This window comes from Larkinella rosea (assembly GCF_003858635.1).
Taxonomy (GTDB): domain Bacteria; phylum Bacteroidota; class Bacteroidia; order Cytophagales; family Spirosomataceae; genus Larkinella; species Larkinella rosea.
Genome location: NZ_RQJO01000008.1, coordinates 456,159 through 477,616, shown reverse-complemented (window position 1 = coordinate 477,616; position 21,458 = coordinate 456,159). Strand labels below are relative to the sequence as shown.

Genomic DNA, 21,458 nt, shown 5'->3' with positions numbered 1-21,458 from the left:
TACCTTAACCCATCTTTATACGCTATGATCTACTTAAAAACCGCCTTGCTGTGTCATTACCGGTAAAGTTGCCCGTAACGGATAGATCGAAACAAATTCAAAACCCAACGTTGAACTTCTTCTAAAAAGTCGCCGATAAATTTAGTTTATGGATTACAAATGGATTTCGAATGCCATCCTTTTTTTGCTGGCGGTTTTGGGTTCAAACGCCTTTTCTCAACAAACAGCACAGGTCAGGGTCGAATGGAAAGAAGGTACGGCGCCATCCGGTACGGTTCAGGTGCAGCACGGTATTCTGCGTAAAATCGAAGGGTCAGCCAGAAAAGGGAAGATAAAAGCCAATGCATTTCAGGTAGGGTCAGGCAGTCGCCCTGGCATCCTGATAGCGATTGACAGCGCCCAGACCGGATACGGAACCGGGGCTACCGTCGTTTCCATCAAGACAGCTAAAAATCCTTTTTCCTTTTTTCTTCGGGATGTTACGTCCAGTTCCCCCATTTATATGCCGGATTATGGCGTCGTGGTATTGAATGCTGCGGATACAAGGTCTTATCAGGAGGTGGAGGCCGCCGTGCGTTCCCGAAAAACAATGACCAAGCTGCAACGTATCGAAACGGAGCGGGAAGTTTCCTTTTCCTCGGTGGAGAAGAATGTCCGAAAGATGACCGTACCCACCTGGCTGGGGACCAGCCGGGATTTCAGGATTTTCGAGATCGCCGAAAACCTCTCCGACGCGTCCAAGGGAGAAGCCAGCCTTATTTCCCCCAAGCTTTCATCGACAGTTTTACGACTACCGGAAACAAAAAATGAAGCGGTGAACTATCTCTATACGTACGGTCGGGGCGTTGGCGTACAGGAGAATGTCTCGCGTCGGTTGGAACAGGGGACGTTACCGATCTTGCACTCAACGTTGACCGACGATGATGTCGTTTATCAATCGACCACGTTTGTTTCCCTGGAAAAATCACCCCTAGCGGAGCTGAAAGGCACCGATTTTCTGGTGGCCGACAGTTTCAGTGGTGGTCACATGTTCACCAAAGAGCAGCAGGAACTGGTGAAAACCAGAACGGAGAAAGCCCTGAATCCGGATGAGGAAACCGTTTTGCTTTTCAGATCGGAGGTCGTGAATACCGGCTCAGTGCCCCGTTACGCCTGGTTCAAGACGCCACGTCCGGGCACTGCCTGGTGGCAGAAATTTCCGTATCGTTTCGATCCAAAAACCGGTTTTTCGGCTTATTCGGAAAACCGGGTTTTTTGTATTTCCAAACTGAACGGGAAACCGCTGCCCGGTGAAGAAATGGCTATTTTGCTGCAACCCGGCGAAAAAGCGCTGTTTGATTTTTTTATTCCCCATAGTCCCGTTTCCCAGGAACGGGCTGCGCAACTGGCGATGCAAACTTTTGAACAGCGTTACGCGGAAAGCAAGAATTTCTGGCTCGCCAAATTAGGGAAAGCTGCGCAGATACACGTCCCCGAAAAGCGGATTGACGAAATGATTCGGGCCGGATTGTTACACCTCGATTTGATTACGTACGGCAATGAACCCAACGCTACGCTGGCCCCGACCATTGGCGTCTACTCCCCCATCGGAACGGAAAGTGCGCCGATCATTCAGTTTTATGCCTCCATGGGCTGGAACGAGGTGGCAAAGCGGTCGTTGGCTTACTTTCTTGACAAGCAGCACGAAGACGGTTTTATCCAGAATTTTAACGGGTATATGGTCGAAACCGGAGCGGCTTTGTGGAGCATGGGCGAATACTTCCGGTATACGAACGACCGGGAATGGGTCGGAGAAATAAAAGCAAAATTGATCAAATCCTGTGATTACCTGATTGCCTGGCGCAACCGCAACAAGAAGGAAGAACTACGCGGCCGGGGATATGGAATGATCGAAGGGAAAGTAGCGGATCCCGAAGATCATTTTCATCAATTCATGCTCAATGGCTACGCCTACCTCGGGATGAGCCGCAGTGCCGAAATGCTGGCCAGTGTTGACCCCGTCCAGTCCGAAAGGCTCAGAAAGGAAGCAGATGCCTGGAAAGAAGACATCCGCCAGTCGTTTTTTAATTCGGTGGCGTTGTCGCCGGTGGTTCCCCTGGGCGATGGCACCTGGTGTCCAACGGCCCCGCCCTGGACGGAAGGGACCGGTTTGAGAAATATGTACCAGAAACGCGAGACATTCTGGTCGCATGGTACATTTACGGCTCCGGATGGGATGCTTGGCCCCATGTACCTGGTTTTCTGCGAAGTGCTGGACCCCCATGAGCCAGCAGCTAAAACGCTATTGAACTACCACAGCGAGCTTTTCTACCAGGAAAATTCCGCGTTTAGTCAACCGTATTACAGCCGCCATAACTGGATGCAGGCGAAGCTGGGGATGACCAAACCTTTCTTAAGCACCTACTATACTACGTTTGCGGCCCATGCCGATCGGGAAACCTACACATTCTGGGAGCATTTATTTAAAGTAAGCCCGCACAAAACGCACGAGGAAGCCTGGTTTCTGATGGAAACCCGCTGGATGCTCTACCTGGAAGAGGGTCCCAACCTCCGATTGTTCAATACGGTACCGCGCCACTGGCTGGAGCAGGGCAATCAACTAACGCTGAATAATGTCAGGAGCTATTTCGGTCCGATTACGGCGAATGTAACTTCGGAAGCAGAAAAGGGGTATATTACCGCTGCCGTGAGCTGCCCGGATCCTCGTAAACCGAACGAAGTTTTGATCCGGATACCACATCCCGCCGGTAAAAAACCCGTGAAGGTAACCGGAGGGATCTATAACGAACAAACGGAAACCGTCTCCATAAAACCGTTTTCGGGCCAGGCCGAAATCCGGCTTGAATACTGATGATCTCTGGTAATTGCGATAAAAAGGCACTGGCGTTGAACCTATTTAACAAAAAAGCCCATTTCTATCTTCATCCGCATTTGGTAGTTGTATTAGGTTACTTCCACCATCCACAGTCCGTTAGAGATAGGCAGCGTTCGGCGAAAGCGATGAATGCAGGTCCCGTTCAATCTGCGGAATTGGAAACAGATACCGGTTTTGTACCAGACGGTACATTATTTCGGTTAACGATAGGTCGGGGTAAGTTTAGGTCGCCAAACTTACCCCGACTCCGGCACTTGAAATTTACGGTGGCTACCTTGGCGGTTAACAAAGCCCATATCGCCCGAATTTCCTTAAGTGCCAAAAGCAAATAAGACCGGGTGTAATGTCCATTAGAAATTTGTTTTGCCTTCGTTCTTCAACTTCCCTTTCATCGCCTTTCGAAGTTTTTCAATTTTAGGCAACGAAACACTCTGAATATAAGGCTGATTGGGATGCAGCTTGCAGTAATTCTGGTGGTAATTTTCCGCGGGATAAAAAACCGTCAACGGCAGCACTTCCGTCACCACCGGATTTTTATAATGCTTCGATGCATTGGTTCGTTGAATAGCCGCTTCAATCGCTTCTTTCTCAGTGGGGGTGCGATAAAAGGCGATCGATCGGTAATCACGCCCGGCATCGGGTCCCTGCCGGTTTAGGGTGGTCGGATCATGACCCGCGAAAAAGGCATCGAGCAAATCGCTGTAACTGATCACGTTTGGATCGTAATACACCTGTACGGATTCAGCATGGCCGGTTTCGTCGGTACCTACTTGCTCATAGGTGGGATTTTTGACATTTCCACCAGCATAGCCGGAGATCACTTCCCGAACGCCTTTGAGTTGGTCAAATCCTTCTTCCTGAGCCCAGAAACAACCACCGGCAAAGGTCGCAACGGCTTCACCGGATTTTAGTACCGGTAGTTTGGCAGGACTGGTATCCTGAGTTTGGGCGGGCGTACAGCTGACTAGAAGTACTAAGCAAAGGGCCGCCATTTTTATGGTTCTCATCGAAATAACTGGTTTACGGTTTTTTACTAAATTCCAGCGCCACCCCATTTATACAGTAGCGTAATCCCGTCGGCGCGGGGCCGTCATCAAAAACGTGACCCAGGTGTGCATCGCACACGGCACACTGCACCTCCGTCCGAACCATCCCGTAGCTGGTGTCCCGTTTTTCGTCGATAGCCTTTTTCCGAAGGGGTGCGTAAAAACTCGGCCAGCCGGTACCCGATTCAAATTTAGTGTCTGATGCAAACAAGGGTTCGTGACAGCAAACACACCGGAAGGTCCCCTGTTGGTGGTTTTGCACCAGCGGACTGGTAAAAGGCCGTTCGGTACCGTGTTGCCGGGCCACGGCAAATTGTTCGGGTGTGAGTTCTTTGCGCCACTCCGCTTCTGATTTCACAACCCGGCGCGGGCTGTCAAGCCCGGATGTTTTCCCCTCAATCGCCGGATTGGCAGGGCGAAACGAAAAGAAAGGCAGCGAAGCCGAAAAGGCCAGTCCACCCAGAAGTTTTAAAAAAATGGTTCGGTTCATCGGTATAATGAAAAGTTGTTTTTAAGATTCTACCAGGTGCAAATGATCAACCCGGACATCTGCCAACGGGGCTTGCTTCCTTTCTGGCTGACCAATCTGGGCCAGCAACAGCATCGATTCGATGGTTAAACCCGGTCCAAAAGCAATTCCCGAAATTTGGTGGAAAGGACGGTTCGGAACATCTGCCTGTGAATCGGCTAACTCGTTCCAAATGGCTTTCAGCACGAAAAGTATCGTTGCCGACGACATGTTGCCGTACCGACTTAGTACCTCAAAGGCAAACCGGCTTTTCTCCGGTTCAATATTTAATTGTGCTTCAATTACTTCCAAAATTCGCCGACCACCCGGATGCAGGGCAAAATAATCGACCTGACTGATGGTCAGCTTATTGCGGTTCAGCAGTCGTTCCAGCAAAACCGCAATGGAACGCTGAATAATCGCCGGAACTTTAGCCGTCAACGTCATGTCGAACCCCCAATCACGAATTGTCCAGGCCATTTCGTCGCGACCTTCGGGTAGTAAATCGCTATAAAAAGACTGCACCGCGAATGATTGATCAATACGCGCCCGGCTTTGAATCAGAACGGCTGCGGCCCCATCTCCAAAAAGCGCATTCGCCAGCCAGTCTACGGGCCGATCCGACTTCTGAAAGTGGAGCGTACACAACTCCACACACACCACCAGCACATGGGCGTCCGGGTCGGCACGGACAATGGCGTCTGCCGCTTTCAGCCCATTCAGGGCTCCGTAGCAACCCATGAAACCGATCAGCAGCCGCTGCGTTGTACCCGGTAAACCGAGTGCTTCCACCAAATCAATATCTGGTCCGGGGGCATAAAAACCGGTGCAACTTACAACCACCAAATGCGTAAGAGACTGGAGCGAAAATTCGGGATAATCGGCCAGACAGGCCCGAATCGCTTGTAGAGCCAGCGGTACGGCTTCCCGGCGGTATATTTCCATCCGTTGCCCAACCGTCGGAAAGGGTTTCGGATCCAAGGTGTTGGGATAAAATGTAAACTGACCGTTCGGGCGACTGTAATCGGGCAGCACCGAATACCGGGTATCGATTTTCGTGTGTGAAAACAAAGCCATTAGCCTGCGACGATCCGCTTTATCGAGTTGAAGCGTTTCCGCCATAAACTGCGCAATCCGGTTCTGATCGTGGGCATAAGCCGGGACGGCCGTACCAATGGCATTCATATAACTTCGGGCAGGATTCATATTTCTCCTGTTTTTCATCGTTTAGAAACTGGTGTTGTGATTTGCTGAGTTTGCACCCTGATCTGAATCGTCACGTCGTCTCCCATCAACAGGCCCGATTTGCCGACTTTATAATCCTTTCGGTCGAGCGTAAACTGCCCCGCGAATGTGGCCGTCATTCCCTTTTGAACAATGGTCATCGGAACCGTAACGGTGCGGGTCGTGCTTTTGATGGTCAACTCAAAGGTGCCGGTATAGGCGTCATTTTCCTGCCGTTCGATGCGGGTGGAGCGCAAACTGATGCGCGGATAATTCACCACATCGAAATAATCCGTTTTCTTCAGGTGATTATTCCGCAAACCAATACCGGTATCGATGGTGGCCGCGTCGACACTGGCCGAAAGCTGCGCTTTTTCCGGCATGGCCGGGTCAAAAATCAGGTCGCCCGAAAAACCGCTAAAGGTGCCGTTCACCGTCAACCCGGCGTTGCGAATACGGAACGAAACCTCCGCCTGGGTAGGCTTCCAGTGGATTTGGGCGACAGTGGTCAGCCTGATAAAAAGCAGCAGACCGAGGGTGGGAAAGAACGTTCTCATATCAGAAATGGTAAGCCAACGCCAGCATTGGCATGGCGTTTTTGCTGCGAAACCGGTCGTTTTCAAACGTCAGTTTACGGTCGGTCGTGTATTCGTTAAACTGGAAACCGATGCCACCCCGCAGGCTCACTTTGGGGGTAAACCGGTACCGCACATACGCTTCGGAATTCAGACTGCCCCGGTCGCTGTCACTGATCAGAAGCACATTAAACCGGGTGACGTGAGCCGATTGCACCGTTCCGGTCAGCGACGACCGATCCGGCGCATTGGCGTAGAAAACACCACTTTGCGAACCGCCGAACGTTACGCCGATAGCGTCGATGTTGATGCCCGCTTCAAACCGCTTCGTCAGTGCATATTCGATGTGAATGCTGGCGTTGAGCGAGGTGGCGCGGGTGCGGTTCAGCCGCAGCGTGTCCAGGTTGGTGAGGATGTTTTCGGTAAATAATGCCACGATACTTTCCGTTCCTGACGTCAGCCGGGCCGGTGCCGTAATGTAGTTGAGCGGGCCACTAAATGCCGAGGTTAGCCGCAAACCGTAGCCCAGCCGGAACCGGTTTGAGCGACCGATGCCGTGTAATTGATTGATCGTCAAGGCCAGCGTCGCAAAATCACTTTTGCCCGCTACACTTAAATCGACGGTTCGGGTCAGCGGCTGGAAGGACGACTGCGCCAGAACAGTTGCTGACGAAATAAGCATGAAGAAAAAAGGAAGGTGTTTCATGGTGTCTGAAATGAAGTAGGCTACTGTAGTTTCGCGTGGCCAAATAAAACACTGTAAGATTTACACCAGATCAGAATGGTTCGCTGACGAACGGGGTCGAAACCGGCGGGTGCTTTCAGAAAAAAGGAGCCGATGGTCGTTAATTTTTGAACTTCGATGGCGTTGGTTAAACCGGTATCTTCGGCGAGGTAAATCCGCAGATCCGGGCCGCTATCTGTACTGAAATTCTCAAATAAAAGAGTCCGTGTTCCTTCCTTTTCGTATACTTTCACGGTTCCTTTTACCGTGTGCACATTGTTCATAAATGAGCCTTCGATGAGCAGTTTCTGTCCCGTGGCATCGAATGTTTTCGTGTTATCGACTGCACTGACCGGTTTTTCAATCGTACCGACGGGTTTTAATTCCGGATCGCTTGTACAGGCCGACATACTCCCCAAAACGACCAGCAAAACCACAAACTGCCGCCAGCGGCCAGGATAGCCAATACCCGCAACGACTTGTCGGTAGCTGACCAGGACGATATAGAGGCACGCTGCAAAAACCGTGAGGGCATACGCAAACAGTAAACCGCCATCCCCCTGAATCTCAATGCCCAACACGAACAAGTGCGAACCAATGGCGCCCACCATGACGCCTAAGCCGAGCAAGGCACCCATCCAGCTGGTTCTGGGAATCAGCAGTAAAACCGATGCAATCAGTTCGGCCACTCCGCTGGCAATTCGTCCGACGGGTTCCAGGTGCAGCGTCGAGAAAATGTAGACGCTTTCGGGAGCCGCCGTAAACTTGAAAAACAGCGTTTGAAGCATGATGCCAGCCGCCACAAATCGCGCCAGCCAACGGAAAATCGATTGTAGGTTCATGGCTGATTAATGGGCGAAAACAGGTTTCTCAATACGATTGACCGGCTGGCTTTTCTGATGCTGTACGGTCGCGTGGGCCACCCCGAAATGGACCGGTAATTCAACGTGCGGAAAAATCGCTTCCAAACCGATGCGAATGATAGCGCTGTGGTGGATAGCGTGCTCAATGTTGTAGAGCAATTCCCGGTAAAAGGTCGTCAGAATGGCCACGTCGGGCGTTCCATCGGGCGAATAGGAGGCTTCCAGATCGAGAAGCCGGTCTTCCGGGCAAAGTACCAGTTGCACTGCCATTTGCTGCATGGCTTTCATGGCTTCCTGAGGACTATTTTCCAGCGCAGCCTGCCGGATTCTGCGGTCGTAATTGATGTGCCCGGTCTGATAGGCTGTCAGCAACAGGGCGTAAAACTCGATGATGTGCCGCAGGTGCTTGCCGACCGAACTGCCCATCAGTAAATCCAGCGGCTGGGCATATTCGCGCGGGGAAAGCTGGACGATAACCGCCGTAAGCTGATTTAGCAGATGAGCCGAAGTTTGCTGTAATCTCATGGCTTGAATAGGTTGTTAGAGGTCAGTTTTCAGTTAGTTGCCAGTGAATTTTTTCCAGTTTTGGTCCGCTTTCCGCTGGAGATTGGGTTCGTCTTTCTGCCACTTAGGCAGGGTATTGTTGAAAAAGGTGTGGTAAAACAAATAAAGTCGACCGTCGCGAACCTCGAACGTTTCCGGGTCGATCTCGACTTTCTCCCCAGTATCTCCCATGGCAAACGCACACCAGCCTCCGTAGGATGGCTCGTAGGTAGAAGGAGTTTTCAGAAACCGGTCCCGATTCGCGGCCGTAGAAAACCGGTAGGTAGCACCGTTGTGCGTGGCAGTAATACCAGCCAGACCTTTTATGGCTTTGTGGGAGGTGAAATACGATACGGGATCGTACCCCTGTATGGCCAAGCCTTTGTCCAGATTGAATTGCCTGGCCGGTGTCATGTCGTTCTGGGCGATTGCAGGATGAATTAAAACAACTAAAACTGTTCGCAAACTGACAGTGAATAGCCATGTTGTGATGGGAATGGATTGGAAATGATTGGTTCTCATGGTTTTCCGGAATTCGGTACAACAAATTGGATTCGGTAAGCAGAAAGCCAAACATCATGCCCCACCCTACCAACGTATCAAAAACAACCTCAGGAATGCAGAATGCGGCTTCCCGTGAGCGATAGCCTGGCTACGGCGAAACAAGTCTGTTTTGATATGTCAGGAAATTCACGATATTTCGGGGATATTCTTCGGAACTGACGGAAGGGTGGCCGATCATAGAGAGTACTGGAATGGATTGAAGGGTGTTTCTCTCCCTCAAACCCGCCGGAATGAATTTTGCTGCTAGATTGACTAATGAAATCTACCCAATTCCTTATCGTCGCCCTCCTGTACGGTCTTTCCCGGTCTGTTTACGGCCAGCCGACGGGCGTGCCGTTTATTCAGCATTACGCTCCGAAAGTGTATCACGCCCACCCCGAAAACCGGGCGATTGCCCAGGATAATCAGGGTGTTTTGTACTTCGGCAATCCCCACGGGTTGTTGGAATTCGACGCCAGCACCTGGACGCTTTTATCCGTAATTGGCATGAACGTCCGCGCCGTAGCCGTCGACTCGTTGGGTACGGTTTACGTTGGAACCGACACGAATTTTGGGTATCTGCAAACCGATAGCCGCGGTCTGCGTAGCTACGTTTCCCTCAGTGATCAACTTCCTGCCAACGAACGAATCCTTTCAAAAGTAGGGCGTGTGTTCTGCACGGCAGATGGAATCTATTTCAGCACGGCTCAGAAGATATACCGCTATATTCCCGGCCAGCCCCTTTCATTTCGGACCCTACCAAACGGAGTGCGGCACATCAGCCTGGTGCGGAACACGCTGTTCATGCAGGCCCGGAAGGGTCGAATTTTCCAACTCAATACCAGCCGGTCCGGTCCCGGTTCTATTGAACAGCTCCGTGGTGCCGACCGGCTGGTAGCCGAAGCGGTTGAATCGGTTTTGCCCTTTCCGGGAACCAACCAGCTTCTATTTGTCACCTGCCGGGGCGGTCTTTTCCGTTATGACCTCGCGAAAGAGGTACTTTCATCACTTCCGACGCAGGCCGACGACTGGCTGCATCAGGCCCGCGTTAGCCGGGCGATTTATATCCCCAATTCCGACATGGGCACCCATCATTACGTGATTGGTACCGCCTGGGGTGGCGTTCGAATTCTGAATGAAAAGGGGCATGAAGTTCAGCGCATCGATGAAAGTAACGGCCTTCGCCGAAATGCCGTGCTGAGCTTGTTTCAGGACCGTGAAAAATCGCTCTGGATCGGCACGGGCAGCGGACTCGACCGGGTGGAAACGAACCTGCCTGTCAGTCGTTTTAATGGAAGTTTGAACGTTCGATCGACGGTTTGGGCCATCCGCCGACACGCGGGTGTGCTGTATATTGGAACCGGTTTGGGCGTATTAAACTGGAGCGACGCGACCCATCGCTTTGAAAATGTGCCGGGTACGGATGCTTCCTGCGGAGTATTGCTGCCCGACGGCCCGGATTTGTTGGCGGGCGCGTCTGGATACATCTGGCGGATTCGCCAAAACCGAATTGTAGAGGAAATAACGACGGGAAATCAACAGGTCCACGCCCTCCTGCGTCCCCGTCAGAATGCCAATCTGCTGATGGCGGCTTTAGGGAATGGATTGCGGCTTTACCGACGTGTCGCCGGTCGCTGGCAGGATGCGGGAGCCGTGAGCAATTTGCATGACGAATGTGTTTCCTTATCCGAAGAGCCATCCGGAAGCATCTGGGTAGGCACCCGCCACCACGGTTTTTTCCGATTAAGCAACGACCTTACTCAAATCACGTTCCGATCAGGAACCAGTTTGCGCCCGACAACGGGCAGTTTTGCCTTCCCCACTTCCGACGGTTTACTTTTTGCTTCCGGTGACCGGTTATACCGTTTCATTGAGCCTGCTAACCGATTTGTAGTTGATAACACCTTTGGCCAAATTCTGGCGACTTCTTCCGCCGACGCCCCATCGATCGCTGAAGACAAAACCCGCAATCTCTGGTTTGCAAACCCGGCCGTAGCATTTCGGCGGCTCGCCAATGGTAAATGGGAAGGAGATAGCCTGAGTCTCAAACCCATCCAGCGGGGTGGTTACGTCGTGTATCCCGATCAGAATGGCCTGGTCTGGATCGGAAACGACGAAGGATTGTTTCGGTACGACGGCGCCCAGATGACCATGCCACCCGATTATCCGGCCTTGATTCGGGCAGTCCGTCTACAAGCCAATGATTCCTTGGTTTACGCGGGTGGTGGCCCCCCCCCGTCCCGGCTGGCACTCCCTTACCGGTTCCGGGCTTTATCATTCCAGTTTGCGGCCACGAGTTTTGTGGGAGACAATGAAAATGAGTTTCAGTATAAACTTTCCGGCAACGCCCAGATGGCTGACGATACGGTTTGGTCAAAGTGGGGCCGGGAAACCCGGAAAGACTACACCAATTTGCCCGCCGGATCGTATACGTTTCTCGTCCGCGCCCGTGATTCCTACGGCCAACTGAGCCGGGAAAGCCGGTTTGCGTTCGATATCACCCGCCCCTGGTTTCGCGAACTTTGGGCCTATGCACTGTACGTTGTCCTGGCTTGTTTACTAATCTCCGGTTTTGTACGGTATTATACCCGTCGGTTGATTCGGGAAAAGCTCAAACTCGAAGCCCTCGTCGACGACCGAACCGCTCAGGTAGTTGAGCAAAAAGAAGAGCTAATCGCACAATCGAACCGGTTGCAAATGGCGAAAGAAACCGCCGAAAGTGCCAACCGGGCCAAAAGTGAATTTCTGGCGAACATGAGCCACGAACTTCGCACCCCGCTGAACGGTATTTTGGGTTTCACGCAGTTGCTCCAGCGTGACACCAACCTGACTGGAGGACAGCAGCGCGGTTTGGGAATTATCCGCACCAGTGGTGAGCACCTGTTGAACCTTATCAACGAAGTTCTGGATATTGCCAAAATTGAAGCCCAACGGTTTGACTTTCAGCAAACGGCAGTGGCATTGCCTGACTTGCTGGCCAATGTGGCCACTTTTTTCCGGGCGCGGGCCGAACAAAAAGGGCTGAAGTTCATTTACCGGGTCGAACCGTCGCTGCCGAATAAGGTTTTGGGTGACGAAAAACGCCTGACCCAAATCCTGAATAATCTGCTCAGTAACGCCGTCAAATTCACCGAACAAGGGAGCGTTGAACTGGTAGTCAGCAGCCAGGAATTACGACCCAGCCAGTTTCGGGTGGTTTTTCGAGTCAATGATTCAGGTGTTGGTATCCCGGAAAGCCGGTTAGCAGAGATTTTTCAGCCTTTTTATCAGGTCCGGGATGGCAAACAATTTATCGAAGGGACGGGTTTAGGTCTGGCTATTTCGGACAAATTAGTCGAGTTAATGGGGGGCAAGCTGAGCGTGGCCAGCACGCCCGGTCAGGGGAGTTCGTTCACGGTCAGCCTGCCCTTATCGGCGGTGGCGGGTGGAACCCAAACCGAGGTTTCGGCCCCAAATCAACGCCGGATTACAGGCTACGAAGGGTTGCAAAAACGCGTGTTGGTGGCCGACGATAACGAAGGAAACCGGATGGTGGTATTAGCACTGCTGGAATCACTGGATTTTGCGGTCCTTGAAGCAACCGATGGTAAACTCGCGATTGAAATCGCCCTAAACCAACCCTTGGATTTAATCCTGATGGATCTGGTTATGCCGCACCTGAACGGTTTTGAAGCCTTGCAGCAGCTCCGCGCCCGGCCCGAATTGGCGCACACCAAAATCATTGCTTTTTCGGCGAATGTGTTTGAGCAGAATCAGCAGCGATCGTTAAGTGAAGGGTTTGACGATTTTGTTTCGAAACCCGTTGATGTGGACAATCTGCTGGTTAAAATCGGAAATCAACTGAATTTGAAATGGCACTACGCCACTGATGGTTCAGCCACCGAATCACAACCCGATTCTCCAATTTCCGAGACGGGCGAATTAGTAATTCCCAACGCCGATGATCTGGCCGCTTTGTTGGAGCGGGCCCGACAAGGCGATATTCAGGGAATTCTGGACAAACTGACCGAGGTTGAATCAAAAACCCCGGCAATTAAACCATTTACCCAGCGATTACGCCAATGGGCCGCTGAATTTGATACCCGAAAAATCCGGGCGTATTTAACCGAGCTCATTGAAGCCTAAACTGTAAAACCGTATGCCTGCCAGTATTCTCGTTGTCGATGACACGCCCCACAACATCAGTATTCTGTTCGATGCACTGACCCATTACGGCTACCGCGTGTTGGCAGAACGCGACGGTAAAAGCGCCATCGAACAGGTTCGCCACGCCCAACCCGATTTGATTATGCTTGACGTGATGATGCCCGGTATGAACGGTTTTGAAACGTGCCGCCAGCTCAAGCAAAATCCGGCTACGGCTGACATTCCGGTGATTTTCATGACTGCGCTCACCGAATCCATCGATAAGATCAACGGTTTTAACATGGGCGCGGTGGACTACATCACCAAGCCGTTTCAACTGCCCGAAGTGCTGGCACGAGTGCAGACGCACCTGTCGATTCGTCAAATGCGTCTTGATCTTCAGACGCTGAATGAACAACTCGAACAGCGGGTTTTGGAACGAACGGAAGCACTGAGTCGGGCGTTGACGGAACTTGAAACCCTAAAAGATCAGCTTCAGGCCGAAAACAGTTACCTCCGCGAGGAGATCAGTCAGACGACTGGTTTCAGTGAAATCGTGACCCAAAGCCCTACATTTCGACGCGTGTTGACCAAAATTGAGCAGGTCGCTCCGACCAACACAACTGTGCTCATTTTGGGCGAATCCGGTACGGGGAAGGAACTGCTCGCGCGGGCCATTCACCAGCGTAGCGGCCGAAAAACCAAACCGCTGGTGAAGGTCAACTGTGCGGCTCTACCGCCCACACTCATTGAAAGTGAATTATTTGGTCACGAAAAAGGCGCTTTTACCGGTGCGATTAATCAGAAAATCGGGCGGTTTGAACTGGCGCAGAACGGGACTATTTTTCTGGATGAAATCGGCGAAATGCCCCTTGATCTCCAATCCAAATTACTCCGTGTGTTGCAGGAAGGCGAATTTGAACGGGTCGGCGGCACCAAAACCCTGCGCGTCAACGTCCGGGTGCTGGCCGCTACCAATCGTGATCTGGAAGTGGAAATTGCCAATGGGCGGTTTCGCGAAGATTTATATTACCGGCTTAATGTCTTTCCCGTAAAAAGTTTTCCGCTGCGTGAGCGAAAAGAAGATATTCCACTGCTGGTGAGACACTTCTGCGACAAACACGGCCCCGATCTAAACCGGCGAATCGAGGTGATTCCGGCGCGGGTGATCGAAAAACTGACGGCTTATAACTGGCCCGGAAACATCCGGGAATTGGAAAATATCATCGAACGATCGCTGATCAGCTCTGCGGGTCGCCAACTTGAATTGGGCGACTGGACGGGCACCGATTGGCGCGATCGCAAAAATCCACTGGCCCGCCGGGTTACACCCCTCACTTTGGAAGAATGTGAGCGCGAACACATTGTGGCGGTTCTGGAATCCACCCATTGGAAAGTCAGCGGTGATCATGGAGCAGCCCGCATTCTGGATGTCATTCCAACAACGCTCGAATCAAAAATGAAAAAACTGGGTATTGCCCGCCCCTAAACTTTTCTTCAATGGATTCAGGAACAAAATCCTGAAATATCCAGCAATTCCTGAAATATCGTAATTAGCCCGGCTACCATTTAACACTAATAACGCGATTAACTTACTGAATATAAACAATTTAAAATTATTTAGATACATGGTATAGGGCTTGATCTCTACCGGGAGTGATCAAAACCGTCTTAGCATGTGCACCGTTTCATACCTGCCTTTACCGAACGGAGAACTTCTGTTAACCTCCAGTCGTGATGAAAAAACCGCCCGACCATCGGCACGTTTTCCCGTCAGCCGGATCATTAATGATCAGACGGTTTATTTCCCGCAGGACCCACAAGGTCACGGGTCATGGATCGCAACCGCTCGGAAATCCGACTCTGCCCTCACCACTGTTTGCCTGCTCAATGGCGGTTTTTTCGCCCATAAGCCCCGACCACCGTATCGCCACAGCCGGGGATTGGTTGTCCTGGATGTTTTTCATTACTCGTCCGCGACCAACTGGCTGGCCAATTATGACTTTCAAAATCTTGAGCCCTTTACGCTGATCATCGTTCAGTCTGGTCGACTTTGGGAAGTGCGCTGGGACGGCCAAACCGTCTACAGCCGCCAGCCTGATCCCACCAAACCGGCCATCTGGTCGTCCGTCACATTGTATTGGCCAGCCATTGTAGCCCGTCGCGAAACCTGGTTTCAAACCTGGCTTCGGCAACAAGTGAACTTTACAGTGGCCGGAATCCGGCAGTTTCACAAGCAGGCTGGTGCTGGTGATAACGCCAACGGCATGTTGATGAACCGGGGCAATGGATTGCAAACCGTCAGCCTGACCACAATCCGGCACGGAGCCGCCACCAGTGCAATTTTCTACGAAGATTTGATTACCTCTCAGTTGTCCTACCGGCAACTGACTACGGCTCACGAACATAGCTATGCTTACTGACCTTACCAAGTTCCCTGAAATTACTTCGGTTGCTAAACCCGGCCGACCGAATGGGGTTCGTGACTGGCTGGATCGGTTTCTGATTCGGCTGCGTCATTGGGAATACTGGCCCTTCGCTCTGGTTTATTTTCCCGTTGTGGTCTATTACGTCTGGTTGGCGATGAAGAGTCGTTCCTGGTTTTTCTTTTCAGCCAGCAATCCCGGTATCGAATCGGGTGGAATGGTAGGTGAATCGAAAATTGATATTCTGAATCGGATTGAAAGCCAGTACAAACCGAAAACGCTGTTTTTCCGGCAGCCCACGAGCAACGGCATTCTTAACCAGATGCTTCTGCTAGACTGCTGGTTTCCTATAGTAGCTAAACCCGACCGGGGAGAGCGGGGCTGGAGGGTCGAAAAAATCCGGTCCGTCGACGAACTGGATGCGTATCTGAGCGATTACCCCGTGGATCTGGCCCTGATCGTGCAGGAATACATCGACGAACCGCTGGAACTCGGCGTGTTTTATTACCGGATGCCCGGCGCATCGACGGGAACGGTTTCTTCCATCGTGATCAAAGAATTCCTGTCGGTTGTCGGTGATGGAATGTCGACGATATGGGACCTGCTGGACGGTAATGACCGCGCCCGGCTTCAACAATCTGCCCTGATGAAGCGCTATGGCAACCGGTTACAGCAAATCCTCGAACCTGGTGAAATCCAGATTTTGGAACCCATCGGCAACCACTGCCGGGGAACGAAGTTTCTGGACGGCAATTACCTGATTACACCCGAACTAAGTGCCGTCTTCGACCGCATTAGCTTGCCAATTGATGGCTTTTTCTACGGCCGCTACGATATTCGGTGCCGCTCGATCAACGATTTGTACCAGGGAAAACACATCCGGATCATGGAACTGAACGGTGCCGGTGCCGAACCCGCGCACATTTACCAACCCGGTTTTTCACTTTGGGCAGGCTGGCGGGTTTTGCTTCAACACTGGCGGGTATTGTATGACATTAGCTGCGCTAACCACCGTTGTGGAGTGCCATATATGACACTAAAGGAAGCACGGACGATTTATCAGCGCATTCAACGGGACAAATCAAAAAACCGGTTATGAGTCTGTTCATTGTAAATTTCGTGGTAGGCTGGCTAGTCAGTTTTTTGGGGTCGCTCCCGATAGGAATCCTGAACCTGACCATCGTCCGGGTTTCGTTGCAGCAAGGACTTCGAGCGGCTTTTGCGTTCGCATTTGCCTGCACACTGATCGAATTCATCTACAGTTATGGCGCGGTCTGGCTAACGGGATTCATCATTCAGTATGCGTTTTTCAAACTACTGACCGATGGCTTGACGATGCTCCTGCTGCTGGCTTTGGGATTGTATTACCTCCGAAAACAATTCGTTTTGCCAACGACTTCCGGTAAATCAGTTCAACCGTTTACACTCGGTATCGGGCTCAGCATCATCAATGTAGCTGCTTTTCCATTCTGGATATTTTACACGGCATTGCTCACGCAAAAAGGGTGGGTCAGTCTGCCGGGCCCATCTCCGATACTTGTTTATGTATTGGGTATTTCGCTGGGTACGCTGACCGGTTTATGGTTTTTTGTCGGATTAGGGCAGCGGTTGAATGCGTTTTTGTCGACGCATTTGCACCGGTTCGATCGGGTAATGGGCTGGTTGTGCGTTGGACTTGCGGTTGTTCAGGCCGTATCATTCGTGAACACCCTGAGAGCCTGATGAAACGCAAACGAAGCTATTTGATTGGGCTGGCAGGAGTTGGATGGCTATTTTTTGCCAAAACGGTATGCAACAACAAACCTGCGATGACTTTATTCCCTGGACCTGACACAATGATGTCAAGGCGGTTTTATTGCAACTAACCGACCCAAAAACAAAGCAACTAACTGATAAATAACATCTTACCAATTAAATTTCAACCTCCAAACCAATCATGCAAGCAAACTTTTTTCGCCTAACAGCTATTCTTTTATTCGTTGTTACCACGACCTTTGCCCAGAAACCCGCCATCTTTTCGAAGGACGACAAAGCCATTGGCGGCTATGATCCCGTGGGTTACTTTACCGAAGGCAAACCCGTTATGGGTAGTTCTGATTTCACCTGGTCCTGGCAGGGTGCCAACTGGCAATTTGCGAGCGAGAAAAACCGAACGGCTTTTAAGGCCGAACCCGAACGATTTGCCCCACAGTATGGCGGTTATTGTGCCTTCGGCATGTCAAGAGGTTACAAAGCACCTACGGAAGCCGACGCCTGGACCATCGTCGACAACAAATTATATTTCAACTACAATCAGAAAGTACGCACGGAATGGGACAAAGACCGGCCCGGTTATATTCAGAAAGCGGATAAAAGCTGGGTGGAGGTGAAGGAGAAAAAATAAATCCGGCCGGAAAGCCGTTGCCACAATACCTTTTCATATACTCGTTCTACTGCATTACACGGAAACAATTTACAAAGCGGTGTTAAGTTATTAAGAGTCTATCCGAAAATAGGGAAAGCCTGACCAATGGCGCAATTTTGTGGTATCTGACATCACAATCTTACTCCTATGCAGGCTTTCAACTACGTTCATGAAATAAATTCTGATTATTTACCACCTAACTCCTTTGGTTGGCTGTTAAACCTTTGTTCCCTCAGCCACTAAAAAGTGGCAAAGCAGGCCGAGAAACGAAACCCAATCAGCAAATGTTTGCCGCCATCTAGTATCGAATCCGAACCGGTTGCCCGTGGAAAGCACTGCTCAAATGCTTAGGAGCGGCTTCGACCGTCCACGATTGTCATCAAGCCTGGGCTATGTCTGGTGATTGAATCAATCACCAGACATATTCAGCACTACAACACCTTGTCTGGAGTGATGGGCAGTTCGCGAATCCGTTTGCCGGTCGCGTTGAAAACCGCATTGGCTACGGCAGCGGCAACAGCGACAATACCCACTTCACCGATGCCTTTGACACCCAGGGTGTTGACGTGTTCATCTTTTTCATTAATAAAAATAGCGTCCAGATGGCCGATGTCTAAGTGGGTCGGAACGTGGTAATCGGCCAGGGAGCGGGTGACGAAATTGCCCCAGCGCGGATCAACCACCGATTCCTCCGTCAGCGCCATGCCAATGCCCCAAACGTTGCCGCCGATTATCTGCGAGCGGGCGGTTTTGGGATTCAGAATCGTTCCCGCACCCGTCACCGCCAGAAACCGGTTTACCCGAATCATCCCCGTTGATTGGTGGACGGCTACTTCCGCAAAATTGGCGTTGAAACTGTGGGCCGAATAGGCTTCGGCACTTTCCGGTGGCTTGCTGTCAACGCGCGTCTGGTAGTCCGTTATTTTTTCAGAGCGCATCAACTGGGCGGCCGTGGGGCGGACAAAAAACTGCTTGCCGGATTTAACCACCAGTTCCTGCGTCAATTTTACACACGCATCGTTCACTGCATTAGCGTAACTGGCCGCTCCCACCGACCCCACCGCTCCGGCAGCCGGTGGCAGGCTGGAGTCGCCAATGTTTACTTTCACGTTTTGAATCGGCAGGCCCAGCGCATCGGCGGCCGTTTGCGTCAGGATGGTGTACGTGCCGGTACCCAGATCCGCAGCGGCCAGCTCAACGGTGGCTGCTACGTGGTCTCCCGTGCGTTTCAGCTTTACCAAAGCCGAGGTAGGACGCTGGTGGGCGGGATACGTTCCGGCTGCGACGCCGTACCCAATCCAGTAATTGCCCTGCTGGTTTTGGCGGGGTTCGGACTTGCGGTTTTCCCAGCCAAACGCTTTGGCGCCTTCCTGAAGGCATTGAACCGTGGCGCGTGACGACCAGGGTTTGCCATTGGACGGATCGCGATCGGGTTCGTTTTTGATCCGAAACGCAATCGGGTCCATTTTGAGTTTATAGGCCAGCTCGTCCATCGCTGACTCAAGAGCAAAACTACCCGTCGATTTGCCAGGACCCCGCGTGTAAGTTGGCAGAATCAGGTTCATGGGCACTACCCGGTAAGTAATGAGTGAATTGGGCGTGTCGTACATGACTTTCGAGCAGTCGCCACAGGGCTCGACAAACTCGTCGTTGATGGCGCAGTGGGTCGTCGTCTCGTGGGCCAGCGCGGTTAACTTGCCGTCGGCCGTAGCGGCCAGGCTGATTTTTTGACGATTGTGCTGCCGCATCCCGACAGAGTTGACCATCTGCTGACGCGTCAGGGCCAGTTTCACCGGGCGGTTTACGTGTTTGGCCGCTACGGCTGCCAGCGCCAGATTCGCCCATTGCCCGCCTTTGGACCCAAATCCGCCCCCAATGTAAGGGGAGACGATCCGCACCTGCTCCGGTTTCAGGTTCAGGGTAGCTGCCGTGGCCGTCTGCGCTCCGTTCACGATCTGCGCACTGTTGTACAGGGTAACATGGTCGCCATTCCATTCGGCAATCGTGGCATGGGGTTCCATGGGATGGTGATGTTCGATGGGTGTTTCGTACACTTCCTCCACTTTGTAAGTAGCCTGGCGGAGCGCCGTTTGTACATCGCCCCGTCGGGCGTCGGCTTTCTCTTTATCCTTGGGCAGACGGGCCTGGCCGGCCAGTTTTTCGAAATCGACTTTCGGTTCCTTTTTATCGTAGGTAACCTGGATGAGACGCGATGCATACCGGGCCTGCTCAAAGGTTTCGGCCACGACAATGCCAATGTGCTGCCCGAAAAACTCAATCTCCGGACTTTGTAGCAAAGCTCCTCCGCGCAGTCCCCCTTTGACGTTTAGTTTCGGGGCATTTTGATGGGTGATAATTGCGATCACGCCCGGCGCTTTCTCCGCGGCTGTCATGTCGATAGCCTGAATTTTGCCCGCAGCAACAGTGCTTTTGAACAGAATGGCATACGCCGGATTCTTCACCGGATGATCCATCGAATAAGGCGCTTTGCCGGTCACCTTGGCGATGCCGTCAATGCGGTTGATGGGTGTACCGGTTACTTTAGTTACCTCCTTCATGGATTTAGTACGTTACGTTCAGGCTTTGCCGCCGTTGACGGCCATCCGCAAGGCCAGAACGATGCTTCGATTTCCCAATTCTACTTTGAACGCATTATGTGTCAACGGTTTGGCATCGGCCATTTCGGCGTCGGCAGCCAGTTTAAAATTAGCCTCTGTGGCCTCTTTACCCACCAGCATTTGCTCGGCTTTCAGGGCCCGCCAGGGCTTGTGCGCCACTCCACCCATGGCAATGCGCGCCTGTTTGATCGTATTCCCTTCGGTTTCTAAAGCCGCTGCAACGGATACCAGAGCAAAGGCATACGAAGCCCGGTCGCGGACTTTCAGGTAATACGACTGATTCGCGAACCGGTTCTTTGGCAGTTCGATAGCGGTAATCAGCTCACCGTGCGGCAGGTTGGTGTCTTTTTCGGGCTCATCGCCCGGCAGTCGGTAAAAATCAGCAATCGGGATCCTGCGTTGCTGCCCGTTGGCGCTTCGGACGATGACCCCGGCATCGAGTGCCGTTAGCGCAACGGCCAGATCGGATGGATACACCGCTACGCAGTGCTCCGACCAGCCAAAGATCGCGTGCATCCGGTTGATGCCGTCACGGGCACCACAACCCGTTCCCGGTTCGCGTTTGTTGCAGGGCATGGCCACTTCGTAAAAATACGGGCAGCGGGTCCGTTGCAACAGATTCCCGCCGTTGGTCGCCATGTTCCGAATCTGGCCCGATGCGCCCGCCAGAATGGCCTGCGACAGCAAGGGGTAATGCTGCCGCACCAACGGATGATTGGCCGCGTCGGTGTTTTTACCAAGTCCGCCTAGCGAAATACCGCCCTGATTTACTCCGGCGGTGATGGGTTTGATATCGTTCAAATCCAAGTCCGAAATGTCGATCAGCGCCGTGGGTCGTTCAACATCCTCCTTCATCAGATCCAGCAGGTTGGTACCTCCCGCCAGAAATTTGGCATGGGGGTTCTCGGCCAGCAGCTTGATCGCGGACGTCGCATCTGTGGCCCGGGTATAGGTAAAAGGTCTCATGGGATACGATTGATAGGG

17 protein-coding genes are annotated in these 21,458 nt (G+C 52.1%); 7 read left to right on the top strand and 10 right to left on the bottom strand.

What is annotated here, in order from left to right; all coding sequences use genetic code 11:
- The first annotated feature begins 148 nt into the window (after positions 1 to 148).
- Positions 149 to 2,851, top strand: a complete 2,703-nt coding sequence (locus tag EHT25_RS10745; RefSeq protein ID WP_124874281.1) for a glucosidase family protein — start codon at positions 149 to 151, stop codon at positions 2,849 to 2,851.
- Positions 2,852 to 3,225: 374 nt separating this feature from the next.
- Here EHT25_RS10745 and msrA read toward each other — a convergent pair whose 3' ends face one another.
- Genes msrA through EHT25_RS10705 form a run of 8 tightly spaced genes read right to left on the bottom strand, consistent with a single transcriptional unit; the run spans position 3,226 to position 8,880 of the window.
- Complete coding sequence (msrA, locus tag EHT25_RS10740) at positions 3,226 to 3,882, bottom strand: peptide-methionine (S)-S-oxide reductase MsrA (RefSeq protein ID WP_124874279.1); 657 nt, start codon at positions 3,880 to 3,882, stop codon at positions 3,226 to 3,228.
- Between the two features lie 13 nt (positions 3,883 to 3,895).
- Positions 3,896 to 4,411 carry a peptide-methionine (R)-S-oxide reductase MsrB gene (gene msrB, locus EHT25_RS10735; protein ID WP_124874277.1) on the bottom strand — a complete coding sequence of 172 codons (516 nt, stop codon included), beginning with the start codon at positions 4,409 to 4,411 and terminating at the stop codon, positions 3,896 to 3,898.
- Between the two features lie 21 nt (positions 4,412 to 4,432).
- A complete protein-coding gene (locus EHT25_RS10730) occupies positions 4,433 to 5,635 on the bottom strand; it encodes a type III polyketide synthase (RefSeq protein ID WP_124874275.1) in 1,203 nt (400 codons plus the stop codon).
- A gap of 14 nt (positions 5,636 to 5,649) precedes the next feature.
- Entirely contained in the window at positions 5,650 to 6,210 is a 561-nt protein-coding gene (locus EHT25_RS10725; protein WP_124874273.1) for a YceI family protein, read from the bottom strand.
- 1 nt (position 6,211) lies between these two features.
- A complete protein-coding gene (locus EHT25_RS10720) occupies positions 6,212 to 6,934 on the bottom strand; it encodes a hypothetical protein (protein ID WP_124874271.1) in 723 nt (240 codons plus the stop codon).
- A 20-nt stretch (positions 6,935 to 6,954) separates the two neighbouring features.
- Positions 6,955 to 7,794, bottom strand: coding sequence for a DM13 domain-containing protein (locus tag EHT25_RS33345; protein WP_124874269.1), 840 nt, complete (start codon positions 7,792 to 7,794; stop codon positions 6,955 to 6,957).
- Positions 7,795 to 7,800: 6 nt separating this feature from the next.
- Positions 7,801 to 8,340: a hypothetical protein gene (locus EHT25_RS10710; RefSeq protein ID WP_124874267.1), complete on the bottom strand. Its 540-nt coding sequence runs from the start codon at positions 8,338 to 8,340 to the stop codon at positions 7,801 to 7,803.
- A 33-nt stretch (positions 8,341 to 8,373) separates the two neighbouring features.
- Complete coding sequence (locus EHT25_RS10705) at positions 8,374 to 8,880, bottom strand: YHS domain-containing (seleno)protein (RefSeq protein WP_124874265.1); 507 nt, start codon at positions 8,878 to 8,880, stop codon at positions 8,374 to 8,376.
- Between the two features lie 297 nt (positions 8,881 to 9,177).
- Between EHT25_RS10705 and EHT25_RS10700 the strand changes: the two genes are divergently transcribed.
- The 6 genes from EHT25_RS10700 (at position 9,178) to EHT25_RS10675 (ending at position 17,835) form a co-directional block, all read left to right on the top strand.
- On the top strand, positions 9,178 to 13,026 hold the full coding sequence (locus EHT25_RS10700; protein ID WP_124874263.1) for a hybrid sensor histidine kinase/response regulator: 3,849 nt from the start codon (positions 9,178 to 9,180) through the stop codon (positions 13,024 to 13,026).
- Positions 13,027 to 13,039: 13 nt separating this feature from the next.
- Complete coding sequence (locus EHT25_RS10695; RefSeq protein WP_124874261.1) at positions 13,040 to 14,515, top strand: sigma-54-dependent transcriptional regulator; 1,476 nt, start codon at positions 13,040 to 13,042, stop codon at positions 14,513 to 14,515.
- Positions 14,516 to 14,702: 187 nt separating this feature from the next.
- Positions 14,703 to 15,449: an NRDE family protein gene (locus tag EHT25_RS10690; protein WP_124874259.1), complete on the top strand. Its 747-nt coding sequence runs from the start codon at positions 14,703 to 14,705 to the stop codon at positions 15,447 to 15,449.
- Positions 15,439 to 16,551, top strand: coding sequence for an ATP-grasp domain-containing protein (locus EHT25_RS10685; protein ID WP_124874257.1), 1,113 nt, complete (start codon positions 15,439 to 15,441; stop codon positions 16,549 to 16,551). Before EHT25_RS10690 ends, EHT25_RS10685 begins: the two co-directional genes overlap by 11 nt.
- Positions 16,548 to 17,174 carry a hypothetical protein gene (locus EHT25_RS10680; RefSeq protein ID WP_124874255.1) on the top strand — a complete coding sequence of 209 codons (627 nt, stop codon included), beginning with the start codon at positions 16,548 to 16,550 and terminating at the stop codon, positions 17,172 to 17,174. Before EHT25_RS10685 ends, EHT25_RS10680 begins: the two co-directional genes overlap by 4 nt.
- 214 nt (positions 17,175 to 17,388) lie before the next feature.
- Positions 17,389 to 17,835, top strand: a complete 447-nt coding sequence (locus EHT25_RS10675) for a YHS domain-containing (seleno)protein (protein ID WP_124874253.1) — start codon at positions 17,389 to 17,391, stop codon at positions 17,833 to 17,835.
- Between the two features lie 452 nt (positions 17,836 to 18,287).
- Here the strand turns inward: EHT25_RS10675 and EHT25_RS10665 are convergent, their stop codons facing one another.
- Both EHT25_RS10665 and EHT25_RS10660 read right to left on the bottom strand, forming a co-directional pair.
- Positions 18,288 to 20,414: a xanthine dehydrogenase family protein molybdopterin-binding subunit gene (locus EHT25_RS10665; RefSeq protein ID WP_124874251.1), complete on the bottom strand. Its 2,127-nt coding sequence runs from the start codon at positions 20,412 to 20,414 to the stop codon at positions 18,288 to 18,290.
- Between the two features lie 18 nt (positions 20,415 to 20,432).
- Complete coding sequence (locus EHT25_RS10660; RefSeq protein ID WP_124874249.1) at positions 20,433 to 21,440, bottom strand: FAD binding domain-containing protein; 1,008 nt, start codon at positions 21,438 to 21,440, stop codon at positions 20,433 to 20,435.
- Positions 21,441 to 21,458 lie beyond the last annotated feature (18 nt).

Coding starts and splice junctions, on each gene's coding strand:
- EHT25_RS10685 (WP_124874257.1), top strand. CDS start 15,439: ATGCTTACTGACCTTACCAAGTTCCCTGAAATTACTTCGGTTGCTAAA.
- EHT25_RS10665 (WP_124874251.1), bottom strand. CDS start 20,414: ATGAAGGAGGTAACTAAAGTAACCGGTACACCCATCAACCGCATTGAC.
- EHT25_RS10730 (WP_124874275.1), bottom strand. CDS start 5,635: ATGAATCCTGCCCGAAGTTATATGAATGCCATTGGTACGGCCGTCCCG.
- EHT25_RS10705 (WP_124874265.1), bottom strand. CDS start 8,880: ATGAGAACCAATCATTTCCAATCCATTCCCATCACAACATGGCTATTC.
- EHT25_RS10710 (WP_124874267.1), bottom strand. CDS start 8,340: ATGAGATTACAGCAAACTTCGGCTCATCTGCTAAATCAGCTTACGGCG.
- EHT25_RS10700 (WP_124874263.1), top strand. CDS start 9,178: ATGAAATCTACCCAATTCCTTATCGTCGCCCTCCTGTACGGTCTTTCC.
- EHT25_RS10690 (WP_124874259.1), top strand. CDS start 14,703: ATGTGCACCGTTTCATACCTGCCTTTACCGAACGGAGAACTTCTGTTA.
- EHT25_RS10695 (WP_124874261.1), top strand. CDS start 13,040: ATGCCTGCCAGTATTCTCGTTGTCGATGACACGCCCCACAACATCAGT.
- msrB (WP_124874277.1), bottom strand. CDS start 4,411: ATGAACCGAACCATTTTTTTAAAACTTCTGGGTGGACTGGCCTTTTCG.
- EHT25_RS10660 (WP_124874249.1), bottom strand. CDS start 21,440: ATGAGACCTTTTACCTATACCCGGGCCACAGATGCGACGTCCGCGATC.
- msrA (WP_124874279.1), bottom strand. CDS start 3,882: ATGAGAACCATAAAAATGGCGGCCCTTTGCTTAGTACTTCTAGTCAGC.
- EHT25_RS33345 (WP_124874269.1), bottom strand. CDS start 7,794: ATGAACCTACAATCGATTTTCCGTTGGCTGGCGCGATTTGTGGCGGCT.
- EHT25_RS10725 (WP_124874273.1), bottom strand. CDS start 6,210: ATGAGAACGTTCTTTCCCACCCTCGGTCTGCTGCTTTTTATCAGGCTG.
- EHT25_RS10675 (WP_124874253.1), top strand. CDS start 17,389: ATGCAAGCAAACTTTTTTCGCCTAACAGCTATTCTTTTATTCGTTGTT.
- EHT25_RS10745 (WP_124874281.1), top strand. CDS start 149: ATGGATTACAAATGGATTTCGAATGCCATCCTTTTTTTGCTGGCGGTT.
- EHT25_RS10720 (WP_124874271.1), bottom strand. CDS start 6,934: ATGAAACACCTTCCTTTTTTCTTCATGCTTATTTCGTCAGCAACTGTT.
- EHT25_RS10680 (WP_124874255.1), top strand. CDS start 16,548: ATGAGTCTGTTCATTGTAAATTTCGTGGTAGGCTGGCTAGTCAGTTTT.